This window comes from Lederbergia ruris (assembly GCF_018332955.1).
GTDB classification, from domain to species: Bacteria; Bacillota; Bacilli; order Bacillales; family Bacillaceae_C; genus Lederbergia; species Lederbergia ruris.
Genome location: NZ_BORB01000027.1, coordinates 44,242 through 62,359, shown reverse-complemented (window position 1 = coordinate 62,359; position 18,118 = coordinate 44,242). Strand labels below are relative to the sequence as shown.

General features: G+C 37.5%; 12 protein-coding genes and 1 pseudogene. 3 read left to right on the top strand and 10 right to left on the bottom strand.

All coding sequences use genetic code 11. The features are described from left to right. Positions 1–177: 177 nt before the first annotated feature. From KI363_RS14705 to KI363_RS14685, 5 genes are all read right to left on the bottom strand, one after another. Positions 178–1,461 (bottom strand): extracellular solute-binding protein, encoded by a 1,284-nt coding sequence (locus KI363_RS14705; RefSeq protein ID WP_212966804.1) that lies wholly within the window; start codon positions 1,459–1,461, stop codon positions 178–180. Positions 1,462–1,600: 139 nt separating this feature from the next. Continuing rightward, positions 1,601–1,684, bottom strand: a complete 84-nt coding sequence (locus tag KI363_RS14700) for a hypothetical protein (RefSeq protein ID WP_246516893.1) — start codon at positions 1,682–1,684, stop codon at positions 1,601–1,603. Positions 1,685–2,168: 484 nt separating this feature from the next. Next, positions 2,169–3,023, bottom strand: a complete 855-nt coding sequence (locus KI363_RS14695) for a 5'-methylthioadenosine/S-adenosylhomocysteine nucleosidase (RefSeq protein ID WP_212966802.1) — start codon at positions 3,021–3,023, stop codon at positions 2,169–2,171. A 437-nt stretch (positions 3,024–3,460) separates the two neighbouring features. After that, positions 3,461–3,715, bottom strand: coding sequence for a hypothetical protein (locus tag KI363_RS14690; protein WP_246516890.1), 255 nt, complete (start codon positions 3,713–3,715; stop codon positions 3,461–3,463). Further along, positions 3,690–4,928: an IS91 family transposase gene (locus tag KI363_RS14685; protein WP_212966801.1), complete on the bottom strand. Its 1,239-nt coding sequence runs from the start codon at positions 4,926–4,928 to the stop codon at positions 3,690–3,692. Before KI363_RS14685 ends, KI363_RS14690 begins: the two co-directional genes overlap by 26 nt. A 706-nt stretch (positions 4,929–5,634) precedes the next feature. Between KI363_RS14685 and KI363_RS22080 the strand changes: the two are divergent. Beyond that, positions 5,635–5,781, top strand: a pseudogene (locus KI363_RS22080) (phosphatase); the annotation flags it as partial. Between the two features lie 331 nt (positions 5,782–6,112). Here KI363_RS22080 and KI363_RS14675 read toward each other — a convergent pair. Both KI363_RS14675 and tnpA read right to left on the bottom strand, forming a co-directional pair. Then, the gene (locus KI363_RS14675; RefSeq protein WP_212966799.1) at positions 6,113–7,651 is read right to left on the bottom strand and encodes a transposase; all 1,539 of its coding nucleotides are present in this window, start codon (positions 7,649–7,651) and stop codon (positions 6,113–6,115) included. 16 nt (positions 7,652–7,667) lie between these two features. Then, positions 7,668–8,066 (bottom strand): IS200/IS605 family transposase, encoded by a 399-nt coding sequence (gene tnpA, locus KI363_RS14670; protein ID WP_212966811.1) that lies wholly within the window; start codon positions 8,064–8,066, stop codon positions 7,668–7,670. Between the two features lie 800 nt (positions 8,067–8,866). Between tnpA and KI363_RS14665 the strand changes: the two genes are divergently transcribed. Both KI363_RS14665 and KI363_RS14660 read left to right on the top strand, forming a co-directional pair. Further along, the gene (locus tag KI363_RS14665) at positions 8,867–10,186 is read left to right on the top strand and encodes an ABC transporter substrate-binding protein (protein ID WP_212966798.1); all 1,320 of its coding nucleotides are present in this window, start codon (positions 8,867–8,869) and stop codon (positions 10,184–10,186) included. A 318-nt stretch (positions 10,187–10,504) separates the two neighbouring features. Further along, a complete protein-coding gene (locus KI363_RS14660; RefSeq protein WP_212966797.1) occupies positions 10,505–12,631 on the top strand; it encodes a galactose-binding domain-containing protein in 2,127 nt (708 codons plus the stop codon). Between the two features lie 117 nt (positions 12,632–12,748). Here KI363_RS14660 and KI363_RS14655 read toward each other — a convergent pair whose 3' ends face one another. The 3 genes from KI363_RS14655 to yicI form a co-directional block, all read right to left on the bottom strand. Further along, positions 12,749–13,924, bottom strand: coding sequence for a GntR family transcriptional regulator (locus KI363_RS14655; RefSeq protein WP_158321708.1), 1,176 nt, complete (start codon positions 13,922–13,924; stop codon positions 12,749–12,751). Positions 13,925–14,243: 319 nt separating this feature from the next. Continuing rightward, entirely contained in the window at positions 14,244–14,756 is a 513-nt protein-coding gene (locus KI363_RS14650; protein ID WP_246516889.1) for a hypothetical protein, read from the bottom strand. Between the two features lie 1,074 nt (positions 14,757–15,830). Beyond that, positions 15,831–18,095, bottom strand: a complete 2,265-nt coding sequence (gene yicI, locus KI363_RS14645; RefSeq protein ID WP_158321721.1) for an alpha-xylosidase — start codon at positions 18,093–18,095, stop codon at positions 15,831–15,833. Between the last annotated feature and the right edge of the window lie 23 nt (positions 18,096–18,118).

The following is an 18,118-nucleotide window of genomic DNA, read 5'->3' as shown; positions in this document are numbered from 1 at the left end:
TCGCCCTTGTTACTTGTAATTCAAACCATTGGCGTGTTTGTCAAGAGCGATTGCGGTAGCTTACCACCACATTTAGACCGTAGAGCTACGTTTAGGCTTTTGTTTTCATAGAATTTTTGACACTACCATAAACAGGTTACTTTATACAAGTAACCTGTGAACAAGTGTATCGATGACTTATTTACTTTCATTTTCTTTCTGCATTTCTTTTGCTAATTCTTCTGGTGTTTTATCACCTAATGTAATGGATTGTAATCCGTTGTTAATAATATCTGTTAATTCAGGTGTTAGTGTTGCATCATATACTGGAGCAAGTCCACCTTGAACAAAGCTATTGGCATCTTGGAAGATTTGTGGGATGCTGTCATCCATTTCAACATTAGCCGGTACGATAATGTTTGCTTTGATTAAACCTTGGTATAACTCTTCACCATAATAGTATTTTAGGAAAGTGAAAGCAGCTTCTTGTTCCTCTTCACTTAATTGGCTGTTTACCGCAATACCACCACCAGCGGCACCAGCGATTCTTGCAGGATCGCCGTTACCACCTTCAAATGTCGGGAATGGTGCGACCCCAATGTTATCAATATCTTCAACGCTGTCTAAAATGGGACCAATCGCCCATGAACCAGCAAAGTGCATACCTGCGGATCCTTTGATAAATTCATTTCTGGATTGAGCTTCATCAAGCGTATTCATGTCTTCATTAAATGCGTTCGCTTTTGTTAATTCATCGATAACAGATAGTGCACTGATAAATTGTGGATCTTCAAAAGTGCCTTCTCCACCTAGTGTATTCTTTAAGTAATCGCTACCTGTGAAACGGTCAGCAATTGTTGAGATATATACAGATTGTAATGGCCAAATGGATTTATTACCTAAAGCAATTGGAGTTGTCCCTTCATCATTAAGCGCTTTTACAAGTTTTTTAAATTCATCATATGTTTTAGGAAACTCATCATACCCAGCGGCTTGAAGCCGATCTTTATGATAGAAAATTAAACCTGTCACACTTACATTTGATGGGATTGCATAATAATTCCCCCCAATTGCATAATCTTGAAGGATGGAATCAGGAATAACCCCTTCCCAGTTATCAATAATTGGATTAAGCGGAAGAATGGCCCCACCTTCAGCAAGAGGCTCAGTTCTAGCACCAGGCCAAACACGCATCAAGTCAGGTAATTGATTTCCAGCGGCTTGGGTTCTTAATTTTGTCTCATATTGGTCGTGCGGAATGGCCTCTTCCTTAATTTGAATATCTTCATGCTCTTCATTAAATTTAGCAATAATATCCTTGTAAAGAGTATTTTCCGGACGATCCTCAGTCCAGTCCGTCCAAAGAGTAAGTTCGATAACTCCATTCTTTGATAGCTGTGCTTTTTTATCATCATTATTGCCACATGCAGCTAAAACTGACACCATAAGTAATCCTATTAGGATACAACTTAACTTCTTCATCATAGTTCCCCCCTGTTTTTAATGTAAAGCGCTCTCAAAAAACATAGTATAACGCTTCCACCTTTTCGACCATCCGAAAAACTACAAAAATATCCAAAATTCTTGGAATTGCTGAACAGAATTTCGGTTGATTTGGCGCTTACCGTAACAATCTTGAAGACCTTCCTTTCAAGTATTGTAAGATTTTACTTGGTGTCATATTTGGAGAGCATGATAATAACAAATGAATATGATTTTTTCCAACGTTGCCTTGCCCATATTGCAATCTGTATGCGGAGCCCTTTATACCTATACTTGGTCACCCATATTACATGGTACTTGATATCATATACCGCATGACTACTTTTTCTATAGCTGTCCAATACTTTCACCTCATCTAAAGTAAGGACATATAAGAGAAGGGCTAAAAGCTGATACCGTCTAAAGACGGTGGAGTTAGACCACGCATTTGTAAGTTAAATTAATGAAAGAGTTTAATTGGGAGAACAATCATATCGCTGTGCTCAAGGCACAAAAATAAAGACACTGTTTTGCAATTCAATATTGATAAGCATATAAAACTATTTTCCGGGTGAAGAAATATTCCATATCCCCTTGCATCTCATCTAAAAATAAAGGCTGGGACATAACTCCAGTAAATAAAAGTTAAGGCGTTGGAGCTTACACTAAAAAAGTGTAGACCCCACGCCTTTTATTGCATCTTTCTTCTATTTCCCTATAGCCTTCACAACTTCAACCGAAAACTCGGCACCGTATTGCCCTGCTTTTTCTAAATCCTCAATGTTGTCATCTGTTACTTCAGAGTTTGAGATGGTGCGTAAAGATAGGAAAGGTACATCTTGTAAATGAGCAACTTGAGCAACGGCAAAAGCCTCCATTTCTTCGGCACTTGTTCCGAAGTCTTCATGGAACCACTGGATTCTGTCAATTTCTCTGTTCCACCAGTCACCACTTCCGATTTTCCCTTCTACTACCTCACCATATTCGTATTGATCTGCCACACTTAAAGCAGCTTTCACTAATTTTTCATCACTTGGAAGGGCAGCATACTCTTTTGTTTCTCCATCCGCTTCTCTTATATCAGTTGTCATATGAATCCATTTTTCTGGCTTCATCCCTTGACCTTCGTCTAGATGTTCAGAGCGAAAGCTACCAATATTCATAACCTCCGTACCAATGACTGTATCAAACACATGAATATTCGGATCATGTCCACCAGCTGTTCCTTGGTTAATAATCGCTTTTGGATGATATTTCTCAATTAATAGTGTGGTCGATGCGGCTGCATTGACCATGCCCACCTCTGTTCTTGACACAACGACAGGAATGTCCTCAATCTCCCCAACATAAAATGAAAAATTGCCATATTTCTCTTCTTTATAGTCACCCATTGCATCAAGCAATGCGGAAACTTCAACATCCATCGCCCCTTGTACAGCGATAGGTTCCTTCTTTGCCGATTGTTTATTTGTTTCGTTTGATGTTCCTTGTGCCGAAGTACAACCTACTAACATCAAAATGGAAAAAGCTAGAATCGCGAATACTTTAATACTTTTTGTCATTATGATCCCTCCATCGAAGTTAAAACCGAACATTAAATTGTATTTTATTTAGAATGTTCACTTTTAACAGTATAAGAGGTATCTAAAAAAATAACAATAGGAAGATATATGTGTTTAGAAAGGTAATAGAATTAGTACTCTCGATGAAATCTGCCTTAGCCTAGCTGAAACGACCTAATTCAGCGGTGTCGATTTCTATGAATGCGCCAAGAAACTGTTGACGTATTTACTTACATTGGGATCCACCAGATCCTGAAATTCTAGATCAGTACTTTGGTCAGAAATTCAGACTAGAACAAGCACGACTTTAAAATATTTACAAATAATTACAAATAATTAATAGAAAAATGGTATTAAGTTAATAAACTATCATTAAAATACAATAGAATGCACAGAACAAAATCGCTAGCGCGACTAAACCACGTCCCAAGTGAAGATTATTCACTTGGGATATTCCTCGCTTGTCGCATGGTGCCGTCACAAAAAGGACAGACTACCTCCACTTCTTCATTTTCTTCCAAATCATAGTGAAATTCCCCCACTATATATTCAGGGACCTCATCTTCCTTACCACAATCCAAACATTTAAAAGTCAACGTTTTTATTTCTTCATTTAAACCGAATGGATCGTCTTTATCCAAGGATTCCAGGAATGCTTTACTTAATTCATCCGGCTTTTTCTTTTTGGTCAAGATTTATCCTCCTCACTCTTTTGACAGACTCCATATCTTCCATATAATGGTACAACAAGCCATACTCCGCATGCCATATTTCAACCAAATCCATCTCACGATGGCAATGTGGGCAAATAAATGGGTCTTTATCAAATGCCTCTATCATGCGCTGTCTATAGGTTTTCTTCTTCTTTTTCCTCTCAAGTAATAAGGAAAGTTGCTTTGTTCTCATAAAAGCATGAAGGCTCAATACCTGATTAGCCTTTTTATAAGATCTTCTGCTGTACAAACCAAAGCGACCCACCATTCGAAAATGCTTAGGTTGAATATGTTGTATTATTTTATAAAGAAATCTATATACAGAAAGGGTTTCATCCACCCTTTTCTCAGTTTGGTGATCTTCATACCAAAAATGAACAGTTTCCCCATCATATTTTAATATTCTATATTCTGCAATAGCTGGTCTAGCCAAATACCTACCTATGTATTTCGCCGCCTTTTTGGCATCCTTCATTTTTCGTTCTGCGTTCACGTAGAAACCTTTTTGGTAACGGTTATATAGATCATTAATAAGTCTTGTAACGGCTTCATTCTTAGGAAACCACGACTTTAATAAATCTAATAAGACTTTCTGCCATGCCTTTCTTAAATATTCGTACGAAATAAAACCCGTAGGTACCCATTTTTTATTTTGATCAAGGGCTCCTTCCGTTACTAAAGCATGGATATGGGGATTAAACTTAAGGTCTCTTCCAAATGTGTGAATGACTGTAATAACACCTACTTGTAATGGCTTTTTACTTCTCCGTTGATAGTAGAATTGAAATACATCTGCTACCTCTTTACTTAGTTCGTTTAATTTTTTACGGTCTTGAAAAAAGACATTTCTTAATTCCCTCGGAACGGTAAATACCATATGACGATGTGGAACATTGAAAATCATCTCCTGTTGTTTGTCCGACCAATCATCTGTATATTTCTTACCACATTTATGACAGAACCGACTCTTACAAGTGAAGCATACAAAAACAGGATTAGGATCTCCTTCACAACCTAAGCATTCATAACGTGCATAGCCAAGGTCACTGGAACCACATCTAATAGCCTTTTCAACCGTCTCTTTAATATCCTCGCGATATGATGCTGGAAAAAGGTCAGAATGTATTTTCCAAAAACCATCAAAATGGTCCTTCAATATTCTTTTGATTACACCACTGTTACCCTTTTCCATATCAGTACCCCACAAATTTGTATACGAACATTTTATCGAACAATTATCCACAAGTCGAGAATTTTATAATTTCCTAGACCAGAACAAAAGCGCAAGCGCCTGTTCAGCGACGTACAAATTTAAAGACTTCTGACGAGATAAAGGAAACACGGCGACGAAGGAGTCGATGTTGACTTATCGTAGGAAGAAGGCGTAAATTTGCTAGTCGCTAGCGCTGGAGCTAGATGTCAACCGCAACATAAGCAACTTATCTACAAGCTAGGATTTTATAATTTCCTTAGCAACAAAAAACTAAAACAACAATTTTTAGTGTGTTTTTACGTAGTCTGATAAGGAGGGGTTAACATTGTATTTATTTTAATATGGATGTAAGCATTATTTTCGTTGCTATAGTTTGGCAAAATGGTATTGTTTCTGTCCCTTGGAGTATTGCAGGTTAAAATCTATTAAATAAGTAAAAGTATTATTTGGAGGTGCCATTATGTTAATAAAGTCAAGAAAAAGTTTTTTTGACACCATTGCATCAATTTTTCCTAAACCGGATGCAATTTTGTCGGTAGGAGACATGATAAACGATAATGGGTTTGATAAACCGAATGATCATAAAATAGTAAAAGAAATATTTTTAGATAACCTAAAAAGAAAAAAATATGACAGATACAAATCTAATACCGTGATGGATGGACAACAGGCATCCAATCCAAATTTAAATATTGACCTAAAGGATTATCCGCAAGTCATTACTCTCTCTGGTCATTCACATCTTAACAATAATGATGATCGGTCTATTCATCAGAAAGATTTCACTTCTCTTAATCTTGGTTCTATGTCTTACATAGAGTCTGACCACGGTTACCAATCTCTGACGGCTCCCACGCCTAAAGACGTGGGGTTCCCACGACCTAGACAGCAGGTGGCTTGCAGCCTGTATGCCACGAAGAATACAAGCGTTTCATCTTCTCAAAGGTACCTTATCAACCTTGCGATTGAGTTTGCATCCTAAGCACTGGATGAATTTAGCAAGTCTTTCACGATAGCGCGTGGCGTATAGCTCGCTTACACATGCCTAGCCCCAAAAGAGACCGTACATCGACTTTACTATCGCATACTTGAGTTTAAGGAGAACTCTCTTGGTGCCAGTCAGTCCAAGCGACAACCTAATTTGATTTTGTATTCCTAGGCTACTACGGCAGCCTTTTCGTTTTGTCTGGCTTCACAAACCAGTAGAGTGTCTTGCTTGATGATTGTTGAATTCGTGCAATCTCACGATTGTGCAGTTCTAAAAAATCATCCCATTGTGTGTTGCAAAGACCCACATCAACGGTATCTAAGCTATCTTTGGTGTTCCTAATAAGGAAAGCGCTGTATATATCACGTTGGACCGGAAAACCTAGGATCCAACGCTCGTTGAGTTGTTTCTTTGTATAATCACCAGTCCCATGATTGAACTGGCTCGCTTTTGTGGCATATGTATCTATTTTTTTGACCGATTTTCCTTGATAGCCAAGTTTTCGGTCAAGTATCGTTATCAACATAGCAGGAGCATGGTTCAATAGGCTCTTTCCATACCGTTTTTTCCTATTGATACGACCATTCTTTTTGTTTCGAGTCGTCTTCTTCACTTTCTTTTGAAGAGATTGAAAGCGCATGGTTTCTACTCGAACATCTGAACCTTGGAAAAGAATATCGTTGGCAAGTGTTTCATGCGCTTGTTTTCGCTTAGCCACAAGTTTTCTATGAATGTCCTTCCTTTTGGCTTTCAAGCTCATGTATCGCTTAGAAAAGTTCCAAGAAAGTTTTTTTCCACGTTTGATGGTGCCATCTTCATTGTAGTTGTCTGGATTGGATGCACGTTTCGACCTATCCATTCTTCGCTCAATATGGCGAAGCTTTTTGGCATCCATAATGCAATTCTCAGCCAACTCAACAAGTTGAACCTTTTCCTCAGAAACAGTAGCTATGGTGGATGGACCGATATCAATGCCAACCCGTTTGTCTGACTTATCGACAGGGTGTTTTTTTAAACCAGTGTCTTTATCTCGTTTTACAGGAGGGAATCCTTCTTGTACCAGCTGAACGAAGAAACGTTTTGTCCCACGGATTTCTCGCATAATAACCCGACAATATTTTGTTCTGTCATTAAGGGATTCTTGAGCATAGAGATCATTTGGCTTCACGAATCCCCTCAGCTTCAGAGCACCTTTCGTAGGTTGACTTACAGGATTCTTCTTAGATACCCGAGTTTGTTCTCCCCAAAGAAGAAATTCGCCATCAAAACGAAGCCCTGTACCATTGGATTTGTTCTCTACGGACATATCGTCTTCAGGTCGTTTGAAGTGAACATGTTGTGCTTGTCGAAACTTCAATTTCTCTACTGCATTGAATGCACGTGAGGCAAGCTTCTGTGCTTCAAAGGAACCGATATTTTTCTTATACTTTGCTTGTATTGGTTTTACGAAATCATGGAGTTGGTATTCAGAATAACCGTGTGACTGTTCGATTTCCTTTAGCCGTTTCGTTCTAGCTTTAGCTTTCTTATCTTTCACAAGTTCACGATATTCTTTATCTGAGCGTAGTTCAGCTAAACGTTTGAGAGCGTACCTAAGGCATGAATTATAGATGTTCTTCGCTATTCGCATTTTCTTTTCTAGAATAGCAACATCCTTCTTGTTTACATCAAGTTCTAATTCAAGAACATAACTAGGCGTATTCGATTTCCTCATTGATTTCGCCCCCTTTCTAGCGTTTTCGCTGCATCTCAACGTATCGTTTAATGGTTTCACTGGATACATTACCAGCAGTTGAAACAAAGTAGTTTCGAGTCCACAAACTTGGCATTTTGTTCAAGTGTGCGAATTCTTCTCGAAGTATCTTTGAAGTTCCTCCTTTCACTTTGTTCATGACATCCGCTGGGCTGAAAGTAGGAAGTGTGTTCACAATTAAGTGGCAGTGATCTTTATCCGTCTTCATTGCGACTATCTCGAATCCATACTCCTCACAAATTTCTTGAACGAGTTGCTTAAATCTTAAATCTACCGCCTCGTTCAAAAAAATTTTTCGCCTGTATCTAGGACAAAACACAAAATGATAGTTGAGAAGGCTTACAGTGGTTTTGGTATGTCTATATTCTTCTATCATGTTCCTATTATAACATATTTTGTGCATGTATTGAATATGAACATACTCAAAAAGATAATAAAAATAAAACGAGGAGAGTGGTTTTTGTCGGACATGTATGACCCACAAGGGGGTGCCCCAGTCCGAACTCACTATCAGCCCACCCCTAAAGGAGCGGGCTTTCTCGTTCGTAAAAGCTGTAATTTTTTCATCACCACAAAAAGGAACGAAACATACCGTCCCACTCCTCCCACCAATGGAATATTTGGCTTCAGGCATTACCTATATTATGTCCTATCTCAAGGATGCATATATTTGTAAGTACAACGGTTTCATTTCTAACACCTCTCTAACATCTCTTAATTCTATTTATTTAATATAATATTATATTAAATAAATTTTAAAATTCTAGTCTAAATACTTCATCCTTTCCCTTCTCTCATGAGAAATATGAGAAAATTGTTAAATATGCACTTAATGACATATCAATAACACCTTGACTGTTATAACAAATTAGGCTATATTGGCTATATTCCATTTATTTTAAGTATTTGAATTACTTTGCAGTTTTCTCCTTTAGTAAAGTATCTGTGAAGGGAGGTGAGTTGAAAGTAGGTTGCAAATAATGAATTTGTAAACAGCCAGAGAAACTGAGCGGGGTTAAATAAACAATAAAAACCTCTATGCATTATGCCATTGTCACTTGAAAGTCTATAATTGAAAGCGCTTAGATAATCCTCGGAAATTGTAACAACATGTTGATAACAAGCAAGGTCTTAAGAAATTGTTGAAATTACCTAAAAATACGGGAGGTTAATTGCGTGAGTATAAAGATAAAAAAATTCCTAATGATGTGTCTGCTTTTTTTATTAGTGATAGTTGCTTTTGGCTGTGCTAATGATACGAATACTGAACCAAATGATGAGGATAACACAGCAGGTGATGAAGTGGAAGAGGGAGAACCGGATCCAGTTACTCTACAAGTAGTTGTAGGTTGGGATGAAGAAATGTTTAACGATCGTTTTAAAGATCCGATCGAAGAAGCATTTCCTTGGATTACAATTGAACATATTCAATCAGGTTCTGGTAGAGAAGAGTTAGAAGAATTGTTTGCTAAAGATTTGAATCCAGATATTATCTTTCAAATCTCTCCCGACAATATGGAGTACTTTGGACTTGATTACGATCTAGATGAACTAATCGAAAAACATGGCTATGATGTGAGCCATATCAACCCTGTTTATTTAGACGCTATTCGAGCTAAAGATCCAGAAAGACGACTTTTAGGTATGCCATATGAGATTGTCAACTGGGTGTTGTTCTATAATAAAGATATTTTCGATACCTTTGGTGTTGATTATCCAACAGAGGATATGACTTGGAATGAAGCGATCGATTTAGCAAGTAAAGTATCTGGTGAGCGAAATGGTGTTCATTATCGTGGTTTAGATTTAGGACCTGCGCATGTACCATTTGCACAATTTTCAGTGAATCGCACTGATCCTGAAACAGGTGAAGTTTTAATCCAAGAGGAAGAGGAATTTGCTAGGTATCTAGATTTAATCCAAGATATAGGAGCACTAGATAATTCAGGTGAACCTTTCTTCGACCCAGCTAAATTTACTGATGAACGTTCTACAGCCATGTTCGTTGAGTTTGTTCAAGCAGTAGATTGGTGGTCAGAAGCAGAAGGCCTTAATTATGATGTTACAGCACTCCCTACATGGGAGGGTGGACCAAAAGTAACGCATCGACCTGATTTTGGGATCCTTCCTTGGAATATCAGCCCTCTAAGTGAAAACAAAGACGCAGCGTTTAAAGTGATCACTTATTTTACCGAAACAGAATATCAGACATTTGCTGCTCGAATTGGTCTCGGGCCTACTAGTGTAGAAGATGAAGTTCTAGAACAATTCTTCCAAGATTATGAATCAACGCATGATAAAAATATGCAATCTATTTTTACTCATCCGCCTGCAAGCCCACCGGAGCATATTAGTAGATGGGATGACTATGTTGATTTTAACGTACACCGTTGGTTAAATGATGAGGAATATATGAACATTGATCGAAATGAATATTTGCGTCTTGTCGCAGAAGAATCAGCTGCAAAGATTCAGGAGGCAATGGGAGCAGAATAAAGAAATGGTTGTATGATATTTTCAAATAATGATTGGGCATATTCTTCACCTTACAAAGAAGAGAAGGGTATGCCCTTTATTTTTTATATTTGGGAGAGTGCAATGATAAGATTACCCAGAACTAGTCGACCAGTTGAAAAAGACATGGTATGAGTGGGCAAACCGGACAAACGTTTTTCCTGTTAATCAAAATGAATCAGTTATGTTGGGGAGGAATATCATGCAAGCAAACATTAAACAATTGCCTAAAGGGCCTGCAGATCGGAATCTAAATCTATGTTAATTTTTGAAGTGTGAAAATTTACGAGGAGAATTTATATGCATAAAGGATCTCTCATGTTTCCGATTCGTTTCTTATTACTTGGATGTATATTAGGAGGATGTAGTCTTATGGAAAGCTACGAAAATAAAACAAATCATTATACGCCATACCCCGAAGTAACAAACATAGAAAATGGCATTTCTTGGCCAGAAGGGCAAGCATTGCCTACATTTGCAACACCTGAAGATACGCTTGATACAATATTGGTTCAAGCATTTACGCCAGATGAAGCGATCACTTTTTCTGCATTACAAGGGCTTGTGAATAAAGAAAAACCTAGAATTTTATTGCTTGACTCTGGTGCAGATGAAGGTGCTTTTACATGGCCGATGACACCAATCATTGGTTTTGAAAATCGTGAAGTCTATTTAGAAACTACTAAATTCGATTTACTTGCCAAGTACGCAGACGAAGTCGATGGCGTCATATTGTATGATCCAACAATAAGTCCCCATTATAGAAATTTAGCGGGAACAATGGCTGGAATAAAGAATGCTATACCTGTAGCTGAAAGTGTATATGAAGAAATGCAGGCTAAAGGGATAGAATTAGATGTAGTAGAAGATCTCACAGAAATGACTTTTACGACTCCGATTGAAATCTATAACTATCTCTATGATAATTATTGGGATGACTCACAGAAACGGGTTATTTTAAATGCTAAACCATATGATGAAGGTGGAGACCATCATCATACGAGAGATATTATAGCAGCAACTGGTGAGACAGTTCTTTGGCTTGATACATTAGACGATGACGAGAGAGAAGTACTTGAAAAGTTTTATGGAGATATGGAACCAGGAAATGCAATTGCACTTGGTTGGTATACGACCGAGCGTTCTGGCATTACGTTAGCATCAAAGTTTGGCATAGGCACAATGCCTGCTGATTTTTATATAAGTGGTAGTGTATATAGCGGAAATGATCATACCATAACACCTCCGCCAGTTCCGAATAAACCTGAGTTAGAAAATAAAGTATATATCGCTATATATATAAGCGATGGTGATAATATTCAATATACACAACGGGCGATGAGGGTGATTTGGGATGAGAATGAAGACTATCGAGGACAAATTCCGATGAACTGGACAATTGCTCCTGGCCTTGTTGATATTGGTCCTGGACTATTAAACTATTATTATCAAGATGCAACAGAAAATGAATATTTTGTAACTGGACCTTCTGGGATGGGCTACATGATGCCTTATAATACACTAAATGAGCCTGGTGCCCCAGTAAAAGATATCTTGACGGATGAGGGTGCAGCCGATGGATATACGCGCTTAACAGAAACCTACTTACAAAGATCAGGTATTAGAGTTGTCACGATCTGGGATGATGCTTCACCAATGGTTAGAGAAGCTTATGAAAGAAATGGTCGTAACTTATATGGAGCAACCGTTCAGAACTTTAGGGATGTACCTTCTGTTGCGGGAAGTATCGAAAATGATCGAGTACCTTTTGAAAAATTAAGGATTCCATACGGAAGTGGCTACGATCATATCTTCGGTGATATGACAACTGAGATTAATAAATGGGATGGGGAATCTCCATATTTCTTATCTTATCAAGTCGATATTTGGAGCGAGTTAAAACCAGAAGTAATCATAGAAATTCATGATAAGCTGAATGAACAGTATGATGGGAATGTTGAATTTGTTCGAGCAGATCACTTCTTTGCATTGTATAATGAAGCAAATCACTTACCGTTTAACTTAGCGATGTCAGAGCATACCACAGTAACAGCAAGTGATACTACAGTAGATCCAAAAGTTACTATTAACGGTACCTTCGCTGATATTTGGTCTTCTTCAGAGGAAGAAAATTGGTTGGAATTTGATTTCAGCGAAACATATGAGATCAATCGGTATGTGATCAGACATGCAGGGGAACATAGCCTCGAACAAGAGTTGAATACACGCGATTATCGAGTAGAAGTAAGCACAGATGGCTCAACATGGGAATTAATCGATGATTATAGAGGGAATCAATTAAATGTAACAGATATCGAATTCGATCCAGTAGAAGCCAGATATTTAAGGCTTACAATTGATAATCCAGGTGCAGATGATACCGCAAGGATTGCTGATGTTGAAATATATGGTAGAGTAGTGGATTAATAATGTTAAAATCACAGACTGAGGACTCATCCCCAATCTGTGATTTTTTTCAATTGAAAATTTGTCAGGCCCAGGTCAAATTTATATTTCCTTTCTTTTAAAAAGACTTCCCCTTCTTTAATCAAGCAGTACTTTTGGTGCGGTACCGGTTGTACCCTTCACAACAAGTTTGGGCGGAATGTTCTTTTTCTTATATCCTTCATTATTATGGCGCTTATCCAGTAACTGAATTAATATATTCGCCGCCCCTTCCCCTATAAGTTGTTCGGACTGAGAGATATGTGTAAAAGCACCTAACTCAGAATCAAAATAAGGATCATCAAACGATATAATGGATAGATCATCCGGAACGTTCAAATTCATACTTTTAGCCAATTTATAAATATGCAGACCCAATTTTGCGTTTAACGCGATAAAGGCAGTAGCAACCTTATTCTGGATAAGGTTTTTAAGAGGGAAACTCTCTTCTAGGTTGGAATAATTCACTGTGAAATCCGTTACAATAAATGACGGGTTAATCATTGCTCCCTTTTCCGTAAACACATCCATATAGCCTTTAATCCGATTCTCTACAGAAACCGTTGTTTTAGCTGAATCCGCGCAAATGACAATATTTCGATGCCCCAAATCCCATAAATGGGAAACTGCCAACCTTGCACCCTCGATATTATCAGAACCGACAAAGTTCGTCTCAATACCTGGCAAATATCGGTCGATTAAAACAAAAGGAAAGTTTTTCACCTTCAATTCTAGAATATCCTCATTGTACGTTTGGGCATCAATTGGAAAAATAAGTAGTCCAACCACTTGCATACGTAGGAATTCTCTAATGGCTGCTTGTTCCTTTTCTTTTGAATTGTGAGTGAGAATAATGGAGACAGTGTATTCCGTATTTAGCAAAACTCCATAAATACCATTAATTAACTTTACAGCAAAGAAGTCTTCAATGGTCGGCATGATAAGCCCTATCATCTTGCGTTTTGAATTTGTACCGGTTGAGGAATCAATCAAACTATTTTTTGTCGTTATCTCATCTAGATTATTCATTTCATGAGGAGTTTTCTCTCCCCCATCTTGTACAAAGCTGCCTTTTCCTGGAATTCGGTAAATCCATCCTTCCCTTACTAATTCTGTTAAAGCGTTCGTAACGGTAATCCGGCTAACACTAAATTTTTCCATAATCTCACGTTCTGTTGGTATTCGGTCGTGAGCGGACAACCGTTTAGAAGAAATTAAATCTTGGAAGTACTCCTTAATCTGCAAATAAAGCGGCTCTCTTGTTTCATTGGACATATTGAAAACTCCTGAGTATCATTTTTATTAATATATCATATTTAATATAACATTTATCGAGTAGTACAGCAATATTATCTTTTACAGTTCCCCTCCCTTAAAATCCCTATTTAATACAGTTGTTATTGCTGCTATTAATCCGATAGTGAAGAAGAATCCTATAACAAAAATAATTATATTCATTTTGTCCACACCCCTACGATATACATAGGACTATTGTTTAATAACTGGAAAACATTTGCAATAACTAAATGGGAAAAAGAAAAGGCACCCTATCGGGTACCATTATTTCTCTCTTCTCTCAGTTATTCCCATGTATTCAGGCATGCTCTTCATAATTTTGTTGTGTGCCAAATATATTTTTTCGGATATTGAATGTTATGAATGCAAGTACAGTAATGATAATAATGTTAACAAGTGTACTTAAAAAATAGTTATTTAACAATCGGGGGAAGTTTCCAATGAAAATGGCACAAATCATTCCGTATATCACTAGTGTTCCGATCCAAGCAATAATATAATTGATTAATGCAGCTATCTTGGGAAACTTAATAACTAGATAGCTTAATAAGGTAAAGTACAGGATGCAAGCTCCAATACCAAATACAATATCCCAAAAATAAACAGCGTTTCCGCTGGCTATTTTTATTGATACTTTTTCGTGTAATGAATAGGCTGTGAATCCTCCTATGAATAAAAAATCAATAAAAACCGCTACAAATTTGCTTATCGCTTTTGAAATCCTTAATAAGAATACTAATAAAACTAATAAAAATATGGGTAATAATAGTACTATCGTTTCCCACCTCAGCTTTTTGTTTATAACAATCATTATATTTTACATGATTTTCGCCATCTACTCAATTCGACAAAAGATGGAAAAAACCTGCAACTATTTCCCTATTTCTTCAACATAACTACAATATCATCTTAGCACTTCTAAATAGAAATTTTCTGCCACACCTCCTAACATTGCATATAGCCCATATCCATCCGAACAAATTATTAACTCAAGTTAATCTTAATGATGTATAAAAAACAATGAAGAGTTATTTTAAGTTTACCGATTTTCATTAGATATGAAGGATTTTTTCATCAACCAGACATTTTCGAAACAGAAATCGTTGGGTTGATTTCTGTTTACACATTTTATGTAATACAAATAAACGTGCGGTTAGGCACATTTTTTATAAAGGTTAATGGTAGGATGAAGATGTTGATTTCCGTTTCGGCTGGACGCTTTCCGCGGGGCGTGTCTTGAGCCGCTTCGTCGCTTCGCTCCTGCAGGGTCTCAAGCTGCACGCTCATTCCCGCAGGAGTCGCCAGCCGCCACTCCAATCAACGCATTTCTAACAACGGTATGCATCTTCACTAGAATCACTGATAACCTTTCATATTCAATTTATTTCTTCAAAGTTGAAACACAGGTTGCTTGGGAGCGCACGGCTTTTCTATGTACTTAAAATGTTGAATACCTACGGAATCCTTTTCCAATATTGCCTTTATTCCTACCGAAAAGCAGTATAAAATATCTTGTGAAAGTGTGGTGTAATTTTTCACAGAAAGTCCTCCTTCTTATGTGTTTTTGTTTTGTTTTGGTCAATAAAATTTCAACACATTTCGGGGGGCTTTTTTACTTCATAAAAGCCATATAGGCATCCAAAAAGCTTGGTTTTTCACCTAACTTTTTTGGATACCTGTATTTGTTTAAAGGTCAAGGTTTATTTTCGGGTAAACTTAAAAACCTTCAATGCAATTCTCCCAACAAAATTTCACTATCCATTCTCTTGTCATCTATTTTCAACCATTGTTTATTCCAACCTTCACGCCATTAAAAATATCGACCACGTCGCGGAAGACCATTATCAACGGTGAATATTCACCGTTGATAACGAGCCTTAAATCATTATATTAGTATTTTCATTTCCTGTTTCCCCGCTTCTACCTCTAGCTTCTGCTTTCCGGATACTTCGATTGTATATGGTTTTTCTAATCCACTTGTTGTGATGGAAATTTCGTTTCCGGTACGTGTTACATGTATATGGCCAATTTCTTCTCCATCAGCATTAACAAGCATCCGGTCAATATTTGCACCATCTTCTATTTCTACTAATTTGATAGTCAAATTTTCGGTATAATCATAGACCGGTGTATTATCCGTTAATCCAATTGGTAAAATTGTGTTAGGACGAATATAAAGTGGTAAATTTAAATAATCAAATTTTTCCTTCACCCAAGTACCACCTTCCACTACTTCTCCTGTTAAAAGACATGTCCATCTGCCTTTTGGCAAATAGAAGGAACCGATACCTTCTTCATTAAATATCGGTGCAACTAACAAAGCATCTCCCAGCATATACTGACGATCTAGTGGTTCACAAATTGGATCATCCGGAAATTCTAGCAACATGGACCGCATGACTGGAACACCTGTATGATGGTTTTCTACTGCGGCACCGAATAGATATGGCATTAAACGATTTTTCAGTTTTGCGAATTGGCGAGTGACATCAACAGCTTCTTCATCAAAATTCCATGGCACCCGATAAGAGGAACTACCATGTAGACGACTATGGCTCGATAGCAGACCAAACGCTGTCCAACGTTTAAATACATCCGGGGTTGCTGTATTTTCAAACCCACCTATATCATGACTCCAATATCCAAATCCTGATGTTGTTAAAGACAAACCTCCCCGTAAACTTTCTGCCATCGCTTCATAAGTTGAATCACAGTCTCCACCCCAGTGAACTGGGAATTTTTGCCCCCCTGTTGTAGCGGATCGGGCAAAGAGGACTGCTTCATTCTTTCCTCTTTCTTTTTCTAATAGATCAAACACGACCTTATTGTAAATATAGGAATAGTAGTTATGCATTTTGACTGGATCAGAACCATCGAAATAAACGACATCCGTTGGAATCCTTTCACCAAAGTCGGTTTTAAAGGAATCAACGCCCATATCCATCAATATTTTTAGCTTACTTGTATACCATTCACATGCTTTGGGATTTGTGAAATCAACAATCCCCATTCCTGCTTGCCATAAATCCCATTGCCAAATACTGCCGTCTTCCTTTTTCAATAAATACTCGTTTTTAGCTCCTTCTTCAAACGATGGGGATTTTTGAGCAATATAAGGATTGATCCAAACACAGATTTTTAAACCTTTCTCTTTTAATCTACGTAACATTCCTTCAGGGTCTGGAAAATTATCTTGATCCCAAATAAAGTTACTCCATTCAAAACCTTTCATCCAAAAACAATCAAAGTGAAATACACTTAATGGGATATCTCGTTCTATCATACCATCAACGAAGCGATTGACGGTTTCCTCGTTATAATCCGTCGTAAAAGAAGTAGATAACCATAATCCAAATGACCAAGCGGGTGGTAGTGCTGGTTTTCCAGTCAATTCTGTATATCGGCTTACTACACCTTTTGGCTCTGGTCCAATAATTAAATAGTAATCTAGATATTCCCCTTTAATGCTAAATTGCGCCTTAGAGGTATATTCTGAACCCAATTCATAATTTACTTCTTCAGGATGATTCACAAATATTCCATATCCTCGGTTGCTTAAATAAAAGGGAATATTTTTGTAAGCTTGCTCTGAGCTAGTTCCCCCATCTTTATTCCAAATATCTACTGATTGTCCGTTCTTCACGTAAGTAGTAAAGCGCTCTCCTAGGCCGTATAGATATTCCCCAACGGATAGGCGATGCTGCCCCCTCATATAGTTTGTATTTTCCGGACCTTCAATCCATGCAAAACTTTTTGCATCCATTTCTGTCATCATGTCATTTTTATAATAAAATGTCATATGGAATGGTCTTTTTTGGATTTTAACTTTTACATCTCCATTCCCAAAAATGAGTTCATTTTCTTCAGATACATAGGTAGATGTCAACTTTTCATCAGCCACATCAAAAGCAGGCGTACGCTTTACACCTCCCGTGTGGTGCCAAGTCTGTAAACGTATGACATTTTCCTTTGGGACCGTTAACTTGATTGTTAATTGTGGACAATTCAATGTCATTCCGCGATGGTCGATGTCCCTACACGGAGTATAAAGAGTTAAACTTTCATCCGTTACATCCATGTCAAACACCATGTGAGGATAATGAATCTCGTATCCTTCACGTATAAGCCAGTTACCATCAGTAAATTTCATCTTTAAATACCCCTTTTCTTTTT

Coding starts and splice junctions, on each gene's coding strand:
- KI363_RS14675 (WP_212966799.1), bottom strand. CDS start 7,651: ATGAGGAAATCGAATACGCCTAGTTATGTTCTTGAATTAGAACTTGAT.
- KI363_RS14685 (WP_212966801.1), bottom strand. CDS start 4,928: ATGGAAAAGGGTAACAGTGGTGTAATCAAAAGAATATTGAAGGACCAT.
- KI363_RS14650 (WP_246516889.1), bottom strand. CDS start 14,756: ATGATTGTTATAAACAAAAAGCTGAGGTGGGAAACGATAGTACTATTA.
- KI363_RS14695 (WP_212966802.1), bottom strand. CDS start 3,023: ATGACAAAAAGTATTAAAGTATTCGCGATTCTAGCTTTTTCCATTTTG.
- KI363_RS14660 (WP_212966797.1), top strand. CDS start 10,505: ATGCATAAAGGATCTCTCATGTTTCCGATTCGTTTCTTATTACTTGGA.
- tnpA (WP_212966811.1), bottom strand. CDS start 8,066: ATGATAGAAGAATATAGACATACCAAAACCACTGTAAGCCTTCTCAAC.
- KI363_RS14655 (WP_158321708.1), bottom strand. CDS start 13,924: ATGTCCAATGAAACAAGAGAGCCGCTTTATTTGCAGATTAAGGAGTAC.
- KI363_RS14705 (WP_212966804.1), bottom strand. CDS start 1,461: ATGAAGAAGTTAAGTTGTATCCTAATAGGATTACTTATGGTGTCAGTT.
- yicI (WP_158321721.1), bottom strand. CDS start 18,095: ATGAAATTTACTGATGGTAACTGGCTTATACGTGAAGGATACGAGATT.